Annotated in this window: 14 protein-coding genes; 10 read left to right on the top strand and 4 right to left on the bottom strand. The window is 68.0% G+C overall.

Annotated features, from left to right (window positions below; translation table 11 throughout):
* Positions 1-171: 171 nt before the first annotated feature.
* Positions 172-1,851, bottom strand: coding sequence for a type VII secretion protein EccE (gene eccE, locus AB0H42_RS04465; protein ID WP_357049723.1), 1,680 nt, complete (start codon positions 1,849-1,851; stop codon positions 172-174).
* Positions 1,852-1,961: 110 nt separating this feature from the next.
* Here eccE and eccB point away from each other — a divergent pair, with 110 nt between their 5' ends.
* Positions 1,962-3,434: a type VII secretion protein EccB gene (gene eccB / locus AB0H42_RS04460; RefSeq protein WP_357049719.1), complete on the top strand. Its 1,473-nt coding sequence runs from the start codon at positions 1,962-1,964 to the stop codon at positions 3,432-3,434.
* A gap of 267 nt (positions 3,435-3,701) precedes the next feature.
* Here eccB and mycP read toward each other — a convergent pair whose 3' ends face one another.
* A complete protein-coding gene (mycP, locus tag AB0H42_RS04455; RefSeq protein ID WP_357049716.1) occupies positions 3,702-5,111 on the bottom strand; it encodes a type VII secretion-associated serine protease mycosin in 1,410 nt (469 codons plus the stop codon).
* Entirely contained in the window at positions 5,108-6,574 is a 1,467-nt protein-coding gene (eccD, locus tag AB0H42_RS04450; protein WP_357049713.1) for a type VII secretion integral membrane protein EccD, read from the bottom strand. The genes mycP and eccD overlap by 4 nt, the downstream gene beginning before the upstream one ends.
* Positions 6,575-6,746: 172 nt before the next feature.
* Between eccD and eccCa the strand changes: the two genes are divergently transcribed.
* From eccCa to AB0H42_RS04405, 9 genes are all read left to right on the top strand, one after another.
* Positions 6,747-10,778 carry a type VII secretion protein EccCa gene (eccCa, locus tag AB0H42_RS04445; RefSeq protein ID WP_357049710.1) on the top strand — a complete coding sequence of 1,344 codons (4,032 nt, stop codon included), beginning with the start codon at positions 6,747-6,749 and terminating at the stop codon, positions 10,776-10,778.
* Entirely contained in the window at positions 10,760-12,214 is a 1,455-nt protein-coding gene (locus AB0H42_RS04440) for a type VII secretion-associated protein (RefSeq protein WP_357049707.1), read from the top strand. Before eccCa ends, AB0H42_RS04440 begins: the two co-directional genes overlap by 19 nt.
* Positions 12,215-12,346: 132 nt before the next feature.
* The gene (locus AB0H42_RS04435; protein WP_030522598.1) at positions 12,347-12,685 is read left to right on the top strand and encodes a WXG100 family type VII secretion target; all 339 of its coding nucleotides are present in this window, start codon (positions 12,347-12,349) and stop codon (positions 12,683-12,685) included.
* Positions 12,686-12,721: 36 nt separating this feature from the next.
* Positions 12,722-13,012 carry a WXG100 family type VII secretion target gene (locus AB0H42_RS04430; RefSeq protein ID WP_357049704.1) on the top strand — a complete coding sequence of 97 codons (291 nt, stop codon included), beginning with the start codon at positions 12,722-12,724 and terminating at the stop codon, positions 13,010-13,012.
* 894 nt (positions 13,013-13,906) lie between these two features.
* On the top strand, positions 13,907-14,641 hold the full coding sequence (locus AB0H42_RS04425) for a lytic murein transglycosylase (RefSeq protein WP_357049701.1): 735 nt from the start codon (positions 13,907-13,909) through the stop codon (positions 14,639-14,641).
* Positions 14,642-14,771: 130 nt separating this feature from the next.
* Entirely contained in the window at positions 14,772-16,055 is a 1,284-nt protein-coding gene (gene eno, locus AB0H42_RS04420; protein WP_357049697.1) for a phosphopyruvate hydratase, read from the top strand.
* 5 nt (positions 16,056-16,060) lie between these two features.
* On the top strand, positions 16,061-16,648 hold the full coding sequence (locus AB0H42_RS04415) for a septum formation initiator family protein (RefSeq protein ID WP_357049693.1): 588 nt from the start codon (positions 16,061-16,063) through the stop codon (positions 16,646-16,648).
* The gene (locus tag AB0H42_RS04410; protein ID WP_357049691.1) at positions 16,645-17,163 is read left to right on the top strand and encodes a DUF501 domain-containing protein; all 519 of its coding nucleotides are present in this window, start codon (positions 16,645-16,647) and stop codon (positions 17,161-17,163) included. Before AB0H42_RS04415 ends, AB0H42_RS04410 begins: the two co-directional genes overlap by 4 nt.
* Positions 17,164-17,295: 132 nt before the next feature.
* Positions 17,296-18,243 (top strand): Ppx/GppA phosphatase family protein, encoded by a 948-nt coding sequence (locus AB0H42_RS04405; protein WP_357049688.1) that lies wholly within the window; start codon positions 17,296-17,298, stop codon positions 18,241-18,243.
* 69 nt (positions 18,244-18,312) lie between these two features.
* Here AB0H42_RS04405 and AB0H42_RS04400 read toward each other — a convergent pair whose 3' ends face one another.
* A complete protein-coding gene (locus AB0H42_RS04400) occupies positions 18,313-19,008 on the bottom strand; it encodes an NAD(P)H-binding protein (RefSeq protein WP_357049685.1) in 696 nt (231 codons plus the stop codon).
* Positions 19,009-19,013: the final 5 nt, after the last annotated feature.

The raw sequence follows: 19,013 nt of genomic DNA, 5'->3' as shown, positions 1-19,013 counted from the left end.
GCGCCGGGCGTCCGCGGCTACTCGCGGAGGTGATCGGATGGAAGGTCGGCCGGGAATACGGGCTCCGAGAACCCGGCGGCACGGTCGGGCGACCATCGGCGGATCGATTCGGGTCGACGGTGGGACGAGCGGGTGGTGCGACCGCAGGTCCGGTGTTGTGCCGGGACGTGGTCAGCGGTGCTGGGGCTGGTGGGCTGCCGGGCGGCCCTGGGGCGCGGGCTGCCGGGTCCGGGGTTCGCCGATGTAGGTGTGCTCCCGGGGGATGGAGACCAGGTTCAGCGGGATCTGAGTGGTCGCGGTACGGACGACGACCCGGTTACCGATCGCGCCGGGCTGCTGGATCGACAGGTCGGGTTTGGTGGCCGGCCAGCCCATCGGGTCGCCGGTGACATAGATCGTGGTGATACCGGCGTGCGGTGCGGGAGCCAGGACACCGTCGACGACGGTCGCGGTGAACATGGCGTCGGACTGGTGCATTTCGACGGCCAGCATCAACCGTTCCGGATTGCCGATCGTCTCGATCAGCTGATACCAGGCCTGGGGGCGGTCGGTGCGTACCAGGATCCGTTCACCTACGGCCAGCGCGCGGAACACCAGCTGCTGGGCGAGATACAGTTCGCCCGCCACGTACACCGACGAGATACCGGCGCCGACGAGCCGCAATGCCACACCGTTGCCCTCGTCGTCGGACCCGATCAGCTGTCCACAGCCCGACGACGGCAGCGCCAGCGCGTCCAGCACATCGATCGGGTACTCGGCGGTGGGGACGACATCCTCGACATCGGGGATACCGATCGGCAGATGGGCGAGCAGCCCGTCGCGGTGCCGGCCGTTCATCGAGACCATGCCCTTGGACGCGGTCTTCTCGGGGAGTTCCCGCAGGGTGGACCGCCAGGCCGCGCCGACGTGCACGGTATCGGCCGTACTACCGGGACGCAGCCGGACCGTGACCGTGGTGCCCCGGGATTCGGCCACCCACAGCTGCGAAAGGATCTCCGAGCCCAGCTGTTTCGGATCGATCGCCGAGCCGATATTGACGCTGTTGCCGAGTTCGGCGTACCGCCACCGGTGGGTCAGCTCACGCGCGTCGGCCTCGTGCAGCACCTGCCGGACGGCCGCCCGGATCTCCGAGGCGGTCAGCACCCGCGAACCGCACCCCGCGTCCTCCAGCGTTCGCACGATGCGCTGGGTCGCGATGGTGACCGCGCGCGCCGCGCCCTCGTCGCCGCCGCCGCGCCGGTTCGCCGCCCCGGGGCAGTCGACCATATCGAACCCGATCGCCAGCCAGACCGTGCGATACGCGGTGGCGGGCAGTGGCCCCAGCAGTGATTCGTAGATGGCGCCGGCCGGTGTACCGGAGCGGCTGCGGTGGCCGTGGCTGATGATGTCGATACCGCTCAGCAGGATGTCGTGCTGGGCGAGGCAGGTCGCCAACTCCGCCATCGGCAGCAGATGGGAGGCGTGCACCGCGGTGCGATCGATACGGGTGAGTCCGCCGCGCGGCGGCAGCACCTCGACGACCGCGACCACCCGGCTCTCGTCCCAGTACAGGCCCAGCGAGCGGTCGTCGGGTCCGCGGAAATCGCTGCTGTCCCCGATCCGGTATTCGCGGTGGGCCCGGTAGTTACACCAGGTGCCGAACCAATCCAGCAGGACCCGGCGCCCGACCGGGACGAGCGGAATGCATCCGACGACGACCGCGACCCCCAGCGCGATCCACGGGTTCACTCCGGCGACCAAGGTGACCGTGCCCGCGACGAGCGCGAATACCTGTGCGACGAGCAGGTTGCGCATGGAGATACGCCCGAAAAGCAGGCTGCGCCTGCGCCCCACAGCGGCTGCAACGGCCATCAGAGTCCCCCAGGTACCCGGTGTCGGCCGATTATCGGCGGCCGAGCTGAACTACGTCCTCGCGAACTGTACTGTGTTCGGCGAGCACCAGCACAGTTCGGGGGAAGACGATGCCTTCAAAGCCCACAACCAGGTGGCAGATCAGCGGCTACAACTTCCTGGTCCGTCGGATGGAACATGCGCTGGTGCGGCGGGACGTGCGAATGCTCCACGATCCCATGCGTTCTCAGGTGCGCGCCTATGTCGTGGGCCTGGTCCTGGCGGTGGTGGTCCTCGCCGGCTGTGGTGTGCTGGCCCTGCTCCGCCCCCAGGACAAGATCGACCAGAACAAGATCCTGATCGGCAAGGAATCCGGCTCCGTCTATGTGGTGATCAACGATGTGGTGCACCCCGCGTTGAACCTGGCCTCGGCCCGGCTGGCCGCGGGCGAGGCGCCGGACGCGTCGATCGTGAAGGAAGCCGAGATCGGTAAGAAGGCCCGGGGTCCGCTGATCGGTATCCCCGGGGCACCCGGCTCGATCCACTTCGACTCCGCCGGTACCGGACGGCAGTGGACGATCTGCGACGAGATGAAGATCGACGGCAGCCAGGACCGGACGACCTCGGTACTGGCCGGTGACCTCGAACTCGGCGCGAAAGCCGAAACGATGAGTGCGGACAAGGCGCTGCTGGTGCAGGGGGAGAACCACACCTATCTGGTTTACGACAAGAAACGCGCGCGCATAGATATGGCCGACCGCGCGGTCACCGACGCCCTGAAAATCACCGGCGCCACCCCGCGGCCGGTGAGCGAAGGCCTGATCAACGCGATACCGGAAGTGCAGGCCATCGTCCGGCCCGATATCGCCGATGCCGGCGCCACTCCCACCGGGTTCGAGGTCAGCGGCCACCGTATCGGTGACGTCGTACAGGTCGGCACCTCCGGGACCGAGTACCACGTCGTGCTCGCCGATGGGCTGCAGCCCATCTCGGCCCTCACCGGGGAGATCATTCGTAACTCCAACCCGCAAACTCCGGGTGACGACACCATCGACCAGCGCGAACGCACCGATGCTCCGGTCTCGGCGGCCCTGCGGGTGGGTGACTACCCGCGGACGGCCCCGGCCGTGCTCGAACCCAAGGACCATCCGGTGAGCTGCCTGTCGTGGAAACCGATTCCGGAGGCCGGTGAGAACACCGGCACCAAGGCCGAATTGCGGGTACTCACAGGGGTCGGCCTGCCGATGTCGGATAGCGCGAAACTGGTTCCGCTCGCCCAGGCCGACGGGTCGGGCCAGAACGTCGACTCCGCCTACTTGGCGCCGGGTACCGGCGCCTATGTACAGACCACCGGGATAGAACCGGACAGTAGCCGCAAGGACAGCATCTTCTATATCGCCGATACCGGTGTGCGGTACGGCATCAAGAACGCCGACGCCGCGAAGGCGCTGGGTATGCCCGAGAAAGCCGAACCCGCGCCCTGGCCCATCGTCGGGCTGCTGGCCTCCGGGCCGAGCTTGGGCCGGGAAGCGGCGCTGGTCGCACACGACGGAGTCGCCCCGGATCCGTCACCGGCCGCACAGCCGGTCGCCACGGGAAAGTGATCACCCACCGGTGATACCGCCGCCCGACCGATTCGGGCAGCGGTATCACCGGACGGCCGGCGCGGATCCGCCACGTGGCCGTCGAATCGGCCGCCCACGCAGCTCGCCCAGGCATGCCGCTCCACATATCCGCCGCCCGGTTCGCACTGGGCCGGCGTCACCGGAGCATCGAGCGCATCCTCCGGATGGGCATGGGCCGGGGCGATCACGCGCCGGCGATACCGGCCGCGGCGGCCGGCGTGCAGAGGATCGAAGTCGCCAACTCGGTCAGGCGTCGTCTTCGCCGACGCCGAACCGGCGTCGGGTCGGGAACGAGGCGAGATAGCCGAGAACCAAAGCACCGCCGATGATCCCGCTGCCGATGAGCGCCACATTGCGGGCGGTGTGGTCCGGTGGAGTGGGGGGCGCGGGGATCGCGAGCTGCTTGCTGATCGCCGGATTCGGCTGCTTGGGGCGTAGTTGGTCGGGCACCTCGTTGGTCAACGCGGCGATCGGGTCGATCGCGCCGTAGCCCACATACGGGTTCCAGCCCTCGGCCGGTGCGTGCGCGGTCGCCTGAATCCGTTTCATCACCTCGACGGCGGACAATTCGGGAAAGCGGGAGCGCACCAGCGCGACCACGCCGGAGACATAGGGGGCCGCGAAACTGGTGCCGTTGATGGTCTGCTGGCCGCCCTGTGCATTGACCGTCCCATTGATCACCCCGCCACTGTGCACGTCGAGGGAGACGATATTCTCACCCGGCGCGGCGACACTGAGCCAGGGGCCCGGGACGGTGAACTCCGAGGGGGCGCCGTTCGCGCCGATCGAGCCGACCGAGAGCACCAGATCGTCGTAGCGTGCGGGCGTCACGTTGACGGTCGCGTTGCTCCACGGGTCGGCCGCGGGGTCCAGCGGGTCCTGGATACCGGTGTTGCCCTTACAACTGTCGTTGTCGGTGTTACCGGCCGAGGCCACCACGACCACGTTCTTCTGGTGGACGGCATAGTCGAGCGCGGCACCGAGCGAGGCATCGGAGATCGGGCCGGCACTGCACGCGACCTCGGAGATATTGATGACGGTGGCGCCCATATCGGCGGCCCGGCGGACGGCCTGCGCCATGGTGGCGACATTGCCGTAGCCCTCTTTGGAGAGATCTTCCGGCGTTTTGGTGGCATTGCTGCCCGCTTTGACGTACTTGTCGCTCGTCTGACGGATCGTGAGAATGGTCGCCGCCGGCGCCACTCCGGAGAAGCCCTCCTCGGGAGCCCGGCTCGCTCCGATGATGCCGGCCACGATGGTCCCGTGCGCGTCGCAATCCTCGGTGCCGTCACCCCTGTTGGCCACGAAGTCGCCGCCGGCGCGGAGCCCGGGCAGCCGGGGATGGCGGGCGACACCCGTATCGATCACCGCGACGACCTGCCCGGCTCCTTCCGAGAACTGCCACGCCCGCGGCAGGTCGAGGGCGGCCTGCGCGGGTGGCACGGTCGGGCCGCCGCCGCCGGAAACGGTGCTGTTGCAAGCGGTATTCGCCTTGCGCTCGGTGGCCTGCGAGGGTTTCGCCGGATCACCGGCCGGTAGTTGACCGGGATCGACGGGTGCGGGCCGGTCGGCATACGCCACCGGAGACCCGAGTCCGAGCGTCGCGCTCACCCCGAGCACCGCGGCCACCGCCGCGGCGCGGACCCCCCGGTTCACAGCCCGCGGACGAGGGAGTAGAGGTCGGTCACCCAGAACACGAGCGGCAGCACAGCGGCCACGAAGCCGTATTCGATCAGTTCCGCGGCCCGCCGCATCGGCGGAGTGGCCGTCTGGTTGGGGACGATGATGCCGAGGACGAGCGCGGCGATCAGCATCACCAGGGCGACCCCGAACGCGGCCAGCGGCAGATCGGCCACGAACGCCATCCCCACCAGCATGGCCAGCAGGATGGCGGCGCCGCCCGCGATCAGGATCACGGCCTGTTCGGCGCCGGCGTAGGTGCGGCTGCGGAACATCAGGACCGCCGCGCACACCAGCGCGAGCGCGATGCCCTGCCAGAAGAACCCGCCACCGGCGGGATCGGTCGCCACCAGCGCGCCGACCACCGTGACCAGTGTGGTCGCCGAGACCAGTCCGCTCAGATAGGTCCGCGCCCGAGCCGATTTCGCATGCAGGGCACCGAGAGTGGGCAGCGCCCGGTGATCGTCGGGATCGTCTTCGGTCGGATCGATCGGGGTGCCGGGGGAGGGCACCGGCGGCAGCGGCAGTTTCGCCAGCATCATGGAGATCCGCGGGGCCAGCGACAGCGCGGCGAGGCCCAGGGCCGCGACCACCGCGCCGACGGCCTTCATCGGCTGTTCGGTGAGCAGGCCGACCAGCGCGGAGGGCACCGCGAACAGCGCGACCGTGCCCGCTCCGATGAACAGCCCCAGCCCCACACCGGTGACCCGCCAGGCCAGAATCGCCGTGGCCCCGAGCAGCGTGGAACCGAGCAGCATATGGGACCAGTCGTAGTGATCCGGCACGATCAGCATGCCGCCGGTGAACGCCGGCGGCAATGCGCAGCCGCCGAGTACCAGTGAGGTCTTCGGATCGCCGTACACCCGGCTGAGGATCATCGCCGCGACCACCAGCAGCACCGCCACACCCAGCGCGATCGTTCCGGTGATCCAGCCGGGCACCGCGTCCGGCGACGCCAGCAGCGCGATGCAACCCGCCAGCATGGTGAGCACCGCCAGCACCGATCCGGTGATCCGCGCGGTATTCGGATTCCACCCGCGAAAATGTTCGGAATCGGCGACGGCGACGTTGTACATGATGTCGTCGAAGAGCGGGGTCGGCGCGGTGTGGGCCGAATTCTCCAGCATCAGCAGCTCGCCGTCACGCACACCCTGTTCACCGAGGCTGAGTGAATTCGACAGGGGCGGCTGGCCGATCCGGGCCAGAACCCAGTCCGCGGGTTCGTAGCGTTCGCCCTGGTTGTCGAAGTCGTTGGTTCTGCTGTGCGCGGCGATCATATCGACCACACTCGGAATCACCAGGGCAACCGGAACATCGACCGGAATGGCCATATCGACCTGGGTGTGTTTGGCCAGAATGGTGACCCTGGTGAGATCCGGTGCGCGGACTATCCCCCGCGAGGAATCTTCCTCCATATGGTCCAGTCGCGCATGCGTCACGCTTCCCCCAAGTTGGTTCGCTACCCTGCTCGTTTTCCGCATTCTCCCAGGAGATCGCGGGTTGCGTGCCCCCGTTCCGGCCAGCAGAATGCAGGTCGAACTGTACGACATGTTCGTGCTTGCCTCTACACTGAGCCCGAACATCGCATGGCCACAAGGGGGATCTCGTTCGATGACCACTGTCCGTTTTCAGCGGCGTGCGCGCCGGGAGGTTCCACGGACACCGGGCGGCGAGGTCACCCTGCAGCCGCCCCCTGAGATCCCCCGGGTGACACCGGGAAACCTGCTGGGCAAGCTGATGCCGGTCGTGATGATCATCGGCATGGTCGGGATGATGGCGCTGATGTTCACCCAGGGTGGTGGTATCGTGTCGAATCCGATGTCGCTGATGTTCCCGATGATGATGATGGTCTCGATGGTCGGGATGTTCGCCGGCCAGGGCAACGGTAAAGGCGCCAAGGCGGCCGAGGCCAACGAGGACCGCAAGGACTACCTGCGCTATCTCGACCAGGTCCGCAAGGATGTCGGGGTCACAGCGGCCGAGCAGCGGGCCGCGGTGGAGTGGAGTCACCCGGAGCCGGGGCTGGTCTGGATGCTCGCGGGCACCTCCCGGATGTGGGAGCGCCGGCCCAGCGACAAGGACTTCTGCCATGTCCGCATCGGGATCGGCGGGCAGCGTCTGGCCACCCGTCTGGTCGCCCCGGAAACCGGGCCGGTGGAGGAGCTCGAACCGATCGCCGCGGTCTCGCTGCGCCGCTTCGTCCGCGCGCATTCCACGGTGCCCGATCTGCCCACCGCCATCGCGGTGAAGGGTTTCGCCACCATCGCCCTCGACGGCGACCGGGCCCAGGCCCGGGACATGGTGCGCGCGATGCTGGTGCAGCTGGCCATGTTCCACGGCCCGGACCAGGTGCTCACCGCGATCGTCTGCGGTCCCGACACCAGTGCGGAATGGGAATGGAGCAAATGGCTGCCGCATACCCAGCACCCGGACGCCCAGGACGGCGTCGGCACCCAGCGCATGTTCTTCGGTTCGATCCGCGAGATGATGACCGGCCTCGCCCCGATCCTCGGCAACCGGGTCCGCTACTCCCGGAACCAGCCCACCAATTCCGCAATGGTGCACGTGGTGATCGTGGTGGACGGCGGTCTGCTCGAAGCCGAAGAGGATCAGCTGCGCGAATCAGGTTACGAGGGCGTCACCGTCATCGACCTGTGCGGATACGCGCCGCGCCTGGCGGTATCGCGCGGGATCGGCCTGACCATCCGCAACGGTGAATGCATGGGCCGCGGCGCCACCGGGAACCAGGAGCGTTTCGCGGTCATCGACCGGATCAGCCGGGAACAGGCCCAGCAGGTGGCCCGCCGCCTCGCCCCGTACCGCGCGGCCACCCAGCGCAGCAGCGATGTCGAGGTCACCGAAGGGGAGACCATCAACACCTGGGCGCAACTGATGGGCCTGGGCGACATCGGTTCCTTCAATCCCGAGAGCGCGTGGCGGCCCCGCTACGGCCGGGAGCGGTTGCGGGTTCCGTTCGGTGTCGGCGCCGACGGGCTGCCCGTCGTCCTGGACATCAAGGAAGCCGCCGAATCCGGGATGGGTCCGCACGGTCTGTGCATCGGCGCCACCGGTTCCGGTAAATCCGAATTCCTGCGCACCCTGGTGCTCAGTCTGCTCGCCACTCATTCACCGGACCAGCTGAACCTGGTCCTGGTCGACTTCAAGGGTGGCGCGACCTTCCTGGGCCTCGACGGTGTTCCGCACGTCGCGGCCGTCATCACCAACCTGGAAGAGGAAGCCGACCTCGTAGACCGTATGCGCGATGCCCTGGCCGGCGAGATGAACCGCCGCCAGGAAGTGCTGCGCCAGGCCGGTAACTTCGCGAACGTCTCCGAATACGAGAAGGCCCGCGCCGCCGGTGCCGACCTCGATCCACTGCCGGCGCTGTTCGTGGTGCTGGACGAGTTCTCCGAACTGCTTACCCAGCACCCCGATTTCGCGGAGCTGTTCGTGATGATCGGTCGCCTGGGCCGCTCGCTGCACGTCCATCTGCTGCTCGCCTCACAGCGGCTGGAGGAGGGCAAACTCAAGGGCCTGGAATCGCATCTGTCCTACCGTATCGGCCTGAAGACGTTCTCCGCCAACGAATCCCGCCAGGTACTCGGCGTACCGGATGCCTACAACCTTCCCAACAATCCCGGCGGTGGCTATCTGAAATCGGATTCGGGCGAGATCCAGCGATTCCAGGCCTCCTACGTCTCCGGCGCGTATGTGGGTGGCGGGCCGCAGCGCGATATCGCGGTGGCGACGCGGGCCGGCGAAATCGATATCACCGCCCGGCCGTTCCTGGCCAAACATGTCGAGTTCCGGGCGGTGGACCGGGTACCGCTGGCCCCCGAACCGCTCGACGATCCCGAGCCGCTGGTCGAGGACGGCGAACAGATCTCCAATATCGGCATGCTGGTGGCCCGGATCCGCGGCCACGGCCGGCCCGCCCACGAGATCTGGTTGCCGCCGCTGGATGCCGCCCCGCCGCTGGACGAACTCGTCCCGCGCTCGATTCTCACCGGTGAGTACAACGCGCAGGCCGGTCTGCGCGCGCCGATCGGTATCGTCGACCGCCCCTACGACCAGCGGCGCGATCCTCTGGTCGTGGATCTGTCCGGTGCCCGCGGCAATGTGGCCGTGGTCGGCGGCCCGCAGTCGGGTAAATCGACCATGCTGCGCACGCTGATCATGGCGATGTCGTTGACCCATACCGCCGAACAGGTGCAGTTCTACTGCCTGGACTTCGGCGGTGGCACCCTCGCCAGTCTCGAGGGCCTGCCGCACGTCGGTTCGGTGGCCGGCCGGTTGGACCACGACAAGGTCCGCCGCACCATCGCCGAGATGACCACTATCGTGCGCACCCGCGAACTGCGCTTCCGCCAGCTCGGCATCGAGTCGATGTCGGAGTTCCGCCGCCTGCGCGCCGGCGACCCGGCGAGCAGCCAGGCCGCCACCGGCGCCCACGAGGACCCCTTCGGTGACGTCTTCCTGGTGATCGACGGATTCGGCTCGATTCGCCAGGATTTCGAGCCGTTGGAACAGGCGATCATGAACCTCGCGGTCCAGGGCCTGTCCTACGGCGTGCACGTCGTGATCGCGCTCTCGCGCTGGATGGAGGCCCGGCCGCAACTCAAGGACCAGATCGGCACCCGGCTGGAGCTGCGCCTCGGCGATCCGGCCGATTCCGAGTTCGGCCGCAAGGTCGCGGCACTGGTTCCGCAGGGCCGGCCGGGTCGCGGTATGACTCCCGAGAGCCTGCACATGCTCACCGCGCTGCCCCGGGTGGACGGATCCTCCGAAACCGAGGACATCGGTCGCGGCGTCGCCGACGCGGTCGCACGACTGCAGCAGGCGACTCCCGGACGGCCGGCACCGCAGGTCCGGATGCTGCCCGAACAACTCGACCGGGAACAGTTCGTGCGGGCGATCGGACCCTGGCAGGGCCCGGCGGACCGGCGCAATGTCGCGATTCCCATCGGTATCAACGAATCCGAGCTCGCGCCGGTTTTCCTCAATTTCGACGACAACCCGCACTTCCTGATCTTCGGCGATACCGAATGCGGGAAGTCCACGCTGCTGCGCAATATCGTCAGCGGCGTCGTCGAATCCAATGCGCGCGACAAGGCGGCGCTCATCCTGGTCGATTTCCGGCGCACCATGCTCGGCTACTTCGACCAGGATCGCCTGGCCGCCTACGCGACCGGCGCCGAGGGCCTGACCACGAATATGCGTGACCTCGCCGCCCTGCTGCGGTCCCGGATGCCCGGCCCGAACGTCACGCCGCAGGAGTTGCGTGACCGCTCCTGGTGGACCGGACCGGATCTGTTCGTGGTCGTCGACGACTACGATCTGGTCTCCAGTGGATCCAGTGGCAACCCGCTCGCGCAGATCGTCGATTATCTGGCGCACGCCAAGGACATCGGCCTGCATCTGATCATCGCGCGTCGGTCCGGCGGCGCGGGCCGGGCACTGTACGAGCCGGTGATCTCCCGGATGCGCGATTTGGCCACGCCGGGTCTGATCATGAGCGGTAGCCGCGAAGAGGGCGGCCTGCTCGGGAACGTGCGGCCCAGTGCCATGCCGCCGGGCCGCGGCACCCTGGTCGGGCGTTCGGGTAACGACCTCATCCAGACATCGTGGATGCCGACGCAGTAATGCCGGTGGCCGAGATCGCGCTGACCGAGACACGGCTGTGGGCGTGGAGCGCGAACACCCATACCGATCTGATTCCTTCGGTCGTGCCCGCCGGTGACGCCCGCAGTCTGGTGGTGGGTGAACCGCTGGCCCCACCCTCCATCGCGGTGTCGCCGGTGCAGCTGCTCACCGCCGACCGTATCGCCTACGACCCGGGTATGCCGACGCCCGAGGAAGCATTGAGCGCGGTCTTCGGTCATACGCTCGCCCAGCTGCGTTTACCGACACCGTGTGAGCGGCTCACCGTCGTGCACCCGACCGAATGGGACCCGCATCGGTTGACCGTTCTGGAGTCCGCGGCCCGCCGCCACAGCGGTCACGTGACGTTGGAGACGACCGCCGTCCGGGCGGTCGCCGCCGGGCGGCGGCTACGCGATGTGCGCACCGTGGTCCTCGAGTTCGGGCCGCTGTCGACCACCGCCTCCACGGTGGTTCCGGCGGAGGGCGGTCCCCGGCTCGAATACTGCGAACACGAACCTGTACTGGCCGCCGCCGAGATCGCGGCGGGCGATGACGGCCGCGCCGGTTTCGACGCGCTGCTCGAACGGCTGCTGCACGGCTGCCAGGTGAGTTCGGTGCTCGTGGTGGGCCGCACCGATGCCGGCTTCCTGGAGCGGATCGGTGCGGTGGTCGCCGACCGCTGCGGTAACGCCGAATTGGTGGTGGTGGCCGGTACGGACCTGGTGCGGGTGCCCCCTACCGATCCGGGTGATCACCGCCCCGCCCTGCCCCCGGCCGCCGAGACCGAATGGCTGCAACCCCTGCGGGAACGAGCTGCCGCCACCCGGCCACCACGCTCCCGGACCCCGCTCTATCTCGGGGCCGCGGCCCTACTGGTCGTCGCCGTCCTGGTGGCCGCCGGTATCGGTATCGCCCGGATATCCGGCGGTGGCTCCGATGCCGTGGCCGCCGTGCCGTCCACCACCTCTGTCCCGGACAGCGGGGCCACCGGCGACACCGCCCCCGATCCGGGCCCGGTGACCGTCGGTGCTCTCCGTCTCACGGTCCCGGACGGATGGCGGGCCCAGGATTCGTCGGCCGGCTCCGATGAGCGTCTGGAACTGGTGCCCGAGACCGGTCTGCGCGCCCGGATCACGGTGACCCAGCAACCTGTGACAGCCGATGTCGGCTACGAACGCATCGCCGCGGACCTGGAAGCGCAGATCGCCCGTCGCCCAGCGGGTTCGGTGTCCGCGATCCGCCACGACGTGGTCTTCGCCGGCCGTCCCGGACTGGCCTATTCCGAGCATCCAGAGGACGGATCGACCGTTGACTGGCATGTTATCGTCGAGCACAGCATCCAGATCAGTATCGGGTGCCAGTATCAGACAGGGGGGCAGGACTCGATCACACCTATCTGTGAAGACCTCGCGAACTCGCTGGATGTCACTCCATGACTCCGGTCGGGACGTTTTCCGAAATCCTATGGAACCGATTGGGCGTGGATCGCGTCCAATCATCATGAAGGCAAGTTCGGACCGTTTGCGGACGCAGGGGGTCCGGATCCGAACTCTTGAAAAGGAGGACCCATGGCGGGCGAAGTCACTACCGATTTTGCGGCGATGGAGACAGCGGCCAAGCATGTCGAGACCGTGAATGGTGCGTTGGTCAGCGAGCTCGGAAATGTCCGCAATCTGGTTGCGGGCACACAGGGGAACTGGAAGGGCTCCGCTGCCGGCACCTTCCGGAAGGTCATGGACGACTACGACCTTCAGTCGAAGAAGCTGAACGATGTCCTGGTGGAGATCGCCGGTCTGATTCGTGAGAACGGTAAGGGCTACACGGCGACCGAGCAGGCGAACCAGGACGCGATCAATGCCGCGGGTGCGTCCGGAGATCTGGGTTCGGGCTCCAGCCTGAATATCTAGGTCCCGCCTTCCGACTCATAGCCACAAGGAGACACAATGTCAGATGCGATTTCCTATTCCGAAGCCCAGCTGATCACGCTGTCGGGGGACCTGAATACCTCGCGGGGCCGGCTCCAGGAAACTCACGACGAGCTGCAGGGTTACGTCAACGGTCTGGTCGCCCAGTGGGGTGGTGAAGCCCAGGTCGCCTACAGCGCCAAGCAGAAGCGCTGGGACGAAGCGCATATCGCCCTGCTGGACATCATGCAGCGGCTTTCCGATATCGTCCGGGACGGTGCGATCGATATGTCCACCACCGATAAGACGAACGCTGCCCGCTGGATGTGAACAGCGGCACGAGAGGTTTCGGGTATGCCGAACTTCCTCGTTCCATCGTTTTCCGGTTGTGCCCCGAGTGAAATGCTCGGGGCACAACCGTTTCTATGTCAGTGCGCTTGTTCGAGTAGCTTGTACTGCGCCGACGCCTTCTGAGGAATCCTGGATCTGAGTGCCGTTCATGATCACGGAGTAACGGCCCGCGGTGAAACAACATTTCAACGACCCGGTCGAGTCGGGGTCTTCTACACAGTGGGCTTCCGGCATTCCGGGAGGGCTGTCGACGGCCCGATACTCGGGCTCGAGCCGGTCGACGAAATACGCGTGTAAGCGGTCCGCCGCTGGTTCGTCGCCCGCTCGATAGATTTCCGGTTTGCGGTGTACGACCAGATCTATCCGCGCATCGTCGAATATGCGCTTCGTCGGCTCGGATCGATATCGAACGGGAGAACCACGAAATCGCCCAGTCGCCGGGCTTCTCGGTATCGAGCGGCTTCGTTGTCTTCCGCCGTCCCGAACGCGATGGGTTCGGCCGGATAGTTCCCCACCTCGAGCCCCGACAGGTCCGGTCCGGCACGGACCGCCTCAACGGCTACCACACAACCGCAGCCCGCGAGGGTTGCCGGCAGCAGCCCGGCCGTCCGCGAGGCCCGAATTCCGTGCAGCACAGCCCGTCCCGGTCGGTGCAGTGCGGCCCCCTCACGAATCGCGCTCCTGCGGAATCGTATTGCACGGTGTGGCGGCTCAACGGGTTACGTGTGAGCGATCGGGCCGATCAGCGGCGAGGGTGAGGCCAGCGGCCGGGGCCGCCCGGCGTCGAGCCAGCCGGGCGACCGCTGCTACGGAGATTGTGATCTGTGCCGTTCCGCCCCTGCCACGGGGTTCGCGAACCCGTCCGTCTGGATGATGGATGGTGTGCGTTTCCGCAGGTACGGCCTCGTCGCCGCTTCGCTGGTTGCCCTGGTGCTGACCGGGTGTGGGACCGGCGAGGATTTGGTGCCCATTCCCGAGGGGATCCCGCCCGGGCCCGGCGTCCCGGTACCCGTGATCGATATCGATGCCCCCGGCCGGACCGCCGCGCAATTGAACGCGTGGGCGGCCGAGCACGCCGGTGCGTTGGATATGCCGGTGGCCGCACTCGAGGCGTACGGGTATGCGGCGGCGGTGATGGCGCGGGCCCGGCCGGAGTGCGGGATCGGCTGGACGACGCTGGCGGGGATCGGGAGCGTGGAGAGCGATCACGGCCGGCATCGCGGGGCCGAGGTGCGTGACGACGGTCTGGTGGAGCCGTCGATCATCGGGATCCCGTTGGACGGGGCACCGGGAGTGGCGGAGATCCGGGATACCGACGAGGGCGTGCTCGACGGGGACCGGGTGTTCGATCGGGCGGTCGGGCCGATGCAGTTCATTCCGGAGACCTGGCGCAGATGGGGAGTGGACGCCAATGGCGACGGGGTCGCCGATCCGCACAGTATCGATGACGCGGCGCTCACCGCGGCGAGGTATCTGTGCGTGAGCGGCGGGGCACTGGGCACCGCCGAGGGCTGGAGCCGGGCGCTGTTCACCTACAACAGGTCGGAGAGCTATATGAAAGTGGTCCGTGATCGGGCCGCGGCCTACAGCGTCGGCCGGCGCGTCTGAGGTGGCGCCGGAACTGCGGCGGATGCTGCGGGGCGGCGGATGGACTGGCCGCAACCGGGCCTATTAGGCTCGCAATCGCACGGCTCGTCCCGCTAACTACCGTGCCACCAGCCGAAGGAGTGTTGTTTTCGTGGCCATCATCGAACAGGTCGGAGCTCGCGAGATCCTGGATTCGCGCGGTAACCCCACCGTCGAGGTCGAGATCGCCCTCGACGACGGCACCCTGACCCGCGCCGCGGTGCCCTCCGGTGCCTCCACCGGCGAGCACGAGGCAGTGGAACTCCGCGACGGCGGAGATCGCTACCACGGCAAGGGCGTGCAGAAAGCCGTCGAGGGGGTGCTCGACGAGATCGCTCCGGCCGTGATCGGCCTGGACGCCGTCGAACAGCGCACCGTCGACCAGGCGCTGCTGGACCTCGACGGGACCCCGGACAAATCGCGCCTCGGCGCCAACGCGCTGCTGGGTGTCTCCCTGGCGGTGGCGCGGGCGGCCGCGGAGTCCTCGGGTCTGGAACTGTTCCGCTACCTCGGCGGACCGAACGCCCATGTACTGCCGGTGCCCATGATGAACATCCTCAACGGCGGCGCGCACGCCGATACCGGTGTGGATGTGCAGGAGTTCATGGTGGCGCCGATCGGCGCGCCGACGTTCAAGGAATCGCTGCGCTGGGGCGCGGAGGTCTACCACGCGCTCAAGGCGGTGCTGAAGGAGAAGGGCCTGGCCACCGGCCTGGGTGACGAGGGCGGGTTCGCGCCCGACGTCGCCGGCACCAAGGAGGCGCTGGACCTGATCAGCGTCGCGATCGGTAAGACCGGGCTGAAGCTGGGCCGGGATGTGGCGCTGGCGCTGGATGTCGCGGCGACCGAGTTCTACAAAAACGGTGCCTACCAGTTCGAGGGCTCCGCGCGCTCGGCCGCCGAGATGGCCAAGTTCTACACCGAACTCCGGGCCGCCTATCCGCTGGTGTCGATCGAGGATCCGCTGTCGGAGGACGACTGGGACGGCTGGGTCGCGCTCACCGACGAGATCGGCGACAAGGTGCAGCTGGTCGGCGACGACCTGTTCGTCACCAACCCCGAACGCCTCGAGGACGGTATCGCCAAGGGCGCGGCCAACGCGCTGCTGGTGAAGGTGAACCAGATCGGCACCCTGACCGAGACCCTGGACGCCGTCGAGCTGGCGCACCGCAACGGGTACAAGACCATGATGTCGCACCGGTCGGGTGAAACCGAGGACACCACCATCGCCGACCTCGCGGTCGCGGTGGGCAGCGGCCAGATCAAGACCGGCGCGCCGGCGCGCAGCGAGCGGGTGGCGAAGTACAACCAGCTGCTGCGGATCGAGGACGCGCTCGGCGATTCGGCGCGCTACGCCGGTGACGTCGCCTTCCCGCGCTTCACCTTCGAGGACTGAGGTAGATGTCGGAGCGGCGTGCGCGCGGTACCAGTCCCGCGGGACGGGGCGACCGCCGCACGTCGCGCGCGCCGTCGCGCCGCCCCGCCGCCGAGGTGCACGGCGGCGCGGAGCGGGTGCGGCGCACCACCCGCCGGACCAGAGCCGGCGCGGACGGCGCGCGGGACTGGTCGGAACGGACCATCCTGGGTTTGTCCGCCGGTAAGGCGATCATCCTGGCGATGGTGGTGTGCGCGCTGGCGATGACGCTGGCCGTCCCCATGCGCACCTATTTCACCCAGCGCGCCGAGGCCGATCAGCTCGCGGCCGAACGCCGGACGCTGGAGGACGATATCGACCGGCTGAAGGATCGCCGCGCCCAGCAGGAGGACCCGGCCTATATCCGCTCCGAGGCGCGGGACCGGTTGCGTCTGGTGATGCCGGGTGAAACCCCCTATATCGTGCAGGTTCCGGGGATCGAAGTGCCGGCCATCCCGGATCCGCAGGCTCCCCGGCACGAACCAGATCCGTGGTACACGGATCTGTGGCGGAGCATCTCCGAACCGCCCCCCGAAACCGAAACACCCGCGCCGCAGCCGGAAGGATCCAGGTGAGTACACCCGACGACCGAGATCTGCAGATCGTCGCCGCACAGCTGGGCCGCGAACCGCGCGGGGTACTCGCCGTCGCCTACCGGACGCCCGACGGGCTACCCGCGGTGGTCAAGACGGCGCCGAGACTGCCGGACGGTACCCCGTTCCCCACCCTCTACTACCTCACCGACCCCCGGCTGACCGCGGAGGCCAGCCGGTTGGAGTCCGCGGGCGTGATGAAGGGGATGACCGACCGGCTCGGCCGCGATACCGAACTCGCCGCCGCCTATCGCGCCGCGCACGAGAGCTATCTGGCCGAACGCGACGAGATCGAAGCGCTGGGCACCGATTTCAGCGGCGGCGGTATGCCGGACCGGGTGAAATGCTTGCACGTGCTGATCGCGCACGCGCTGGCCAAGGGTCCCGGCGTCAATCCGCTCGGTGACGAGGCGGTGGCGCTGGCGGCGGCGAACGGGCTGCGCGGTAGTGCGATTCCGGCGGACTGGCCGGAATACGTGGTGACGGAAGACGAATGAGGCGATACCTCCGCCTCCGCTGCGGCCTCCGCCGACCGGGTGTGCAGGCTTCGCGGCGGGTGTCGTTAGGCGGTACCTTCGCCTTCGCTGCGGCCTCCGCGGACCGTATGTACAGGCTACGAAGGAGTTGCTATGACCGACCGGGTCGCCGCCGTGGACTGCGGCACCAATTCGATTCGACTGCTGATCGCCGATATCGGCGCAGATTCGACCCTGACCGATGTGCATCGGGAGATGCGGATCGTGCGGCTCGGGAAAGGGGTCGACGCGACGGGACGGCTGAACCCGGAGGCGATCGAACGTACTCGGGTGGCGCTGGCCGACTATGTGACGCTCATGCTCGAGCACGGTGTGCGCCGGGTCCGGATGGTCGCCACCTCCGCCACTCGCGACGCGTCGAACCGGGAGGATTTCTTCGCGATGACCCGGGCCGAACTCGGCCGGGTGGTGCCTCGCGCGTCCGCCGAGGTGATCACCGGCGATGAAGAGGCGCGATTGTCGTTCACCGGCGCGGTCGGTGAACTGGCGGCCGCGGATGGGCCATTCGTCGTGGTCGATCTGGGCGGTGGCTCCACCGAGCTCGTGGTCGGGGACAGCAGTGGGGTCCGGGCGGCTTTCTCCGCCGATATCGGCTGCGTGCGGGTCACCGAGCGGTGCCTGCGGGGAAATCCGCCCGAGGCGGCGGAAGTGGCCGCGGCCCGGGAATTCGCGACCGAAAGGCTCACCGAGGCCTTCACCCATGTCCCGGTGGACGGTGCGCATACCTGGGTCGGGGTGGCGGGCACCATGACCACGCTCGCCGCCGTCGCGCTGGATCTGCCGGAATACGATTCGTCGAGAACCCATCTGGCGCGGATCCCCCTGCCGGAGTTGACCGCCGTCTGTGATCGGCTGATCGGGATGGACCATGACGAGCGCGCGGCGCTGGGACCGATGCACCCGGGCCGCGTCGACGTCATCGGCGGCGGCGCGGTGATCACCGAGGTGCTGGCGGCGGAACTGGCCCGGCGGGCCGGGATCGGCGAATTGGTCGTCAGCGAGCACGACATCCTGGACGGGATCGCCCTGTCCATCGCTTGACAGGGCGGGCACCCGGTGGCGGTGTGTATCACTGCGATTGCGCTGCGGTGGACAAGAGTGAATCAGCGCTCAGTGCCCGGCGAACGCTTCACGGCGGAACCACTGGAGCAGAGTGGGGTTGCCGACGGTGGTGACGAGGCCGACCGTAGTGCGCAGGTAGCGGTCGTCGCCCGCCAGAGCCGGCATCCCGGCGGCCAGGTCCGCACGGGCGGTGAATCTCCCGTCGGCGTGGCCCTCGACGATGGAGTAGTCGGTGCTCGACGGCAGGTGGAAGAGTCCGCTCGGTCGCACGATCGTCCAGTCCAGATCGGACTCGCGGATCAGTGCCTCCATCCGCCGCATATCGTCGTACAGCGTTTTGCCCAGTACCCGGGTGACGTAGGGCAGTAGCACCCGGTTGAAAAGGAATCCGCCCTCGGAGTACGGGCGCGGATCCACCCCGCTCGAACTGACCGCGACCAGCCGTCGCACTCGATGCCGTGCCATCGCGGCGACGATATGTGCCACACCGCGTGAATAGGTGTCGATCGCACTTTTTCCGGGCGGCACCCCGAGGGTCGACAGCACCGCGTCCCGGTTCGCCAGCACCGCGTCGACGGCGGCCGGGTCGAGCACGTCGGCACCGACCACGTCGAGTCGATCATTCTCCAGCGGAAACGATTCCGGTCGCCTGGTAACCGCTGCGACGTGATGTCCGGCGGCGAGTGCCCGGCCGGTGAGCAGGCGGCCGGTGGGTCCGTTCGCTCCGAAAATTACGATCCGCACGATAA

The organism is Nocardia sp. NPDC050799, assembly GCF_040654015.1.
Lineage (GTDB): Bacteria > Actinomycetota > Actinomycetes > Mycobacteriales > Mycobacteriaceae > Nocardia.
The sequence above is the reverse complement of the archived record's forward strand: the minus strand, read 5'-3'. Positions and strand labels throughout refer to the sequence as shown.

What these genes read in the sequence shown, in the direction of transcription:
- eccE (WP_357049723.1), bottom strand. Translation starts at nt 1,851, where the DNA reads ATGGCCGTTGCAGCCGCTGTGGGGCGCAGGCGCAGCCTGCTTTTCGGG.
- eccB (WP_357049719.1), top strand. Translation starts at nt 1,962, where the DNA reads ATGCCTTCAAAGCCCACAACCAGGTGGCAGATCAGCGGCTACAACTTC.
- eccCa (WP_357049710.1), top strand. Translation starts at nt 6,747, where the DNA reads ATGACCACTGTCCGTTTTCAGCGGCGTGCGCGCCGGGAGGTTCCACGG.
- AB0H42_RS04435 (WP_030522598.1), top strand. Translation starts at nt 12,347, where the DNA reads ATGGCGGGCGAAGTCACTACCGATTTTGCGGCGATGGAGACAGCGGCC.
- AB0H42_RS04430 (WP_357049704.1), top strand. Translation starts at nt 12,722, where the DNA reads ATGTCAGATGCGATTTCCTATTCCGAAGCCCAGCTGATCACGCTGTCG.
- AB0H42_RS04425 (WP_357049701.1), top strand. Translation starts at nt 13,907, where the DNA reads ATGGATGGTGTGCGTTTCCGCAGGTACGGCCTCGTCGCCGCTTCGCTG.
- AB0H42_RS04415 (WP_357049693.1), top strand. Translation starts at nt 16,061, where the DNA reads ATGTCGGAGCGGCGTGCGCGCGGTACCAGTCCCGCGGGACGGGGCGAC.
- AB0H42_RS04405 (WP_357049688.1), top strand. Translation starts at nt 17,296, where the DNA reads ATGACCGACCGGGTCGCCGCCGTGGACTGCGGCACCAATTCGATTCGA.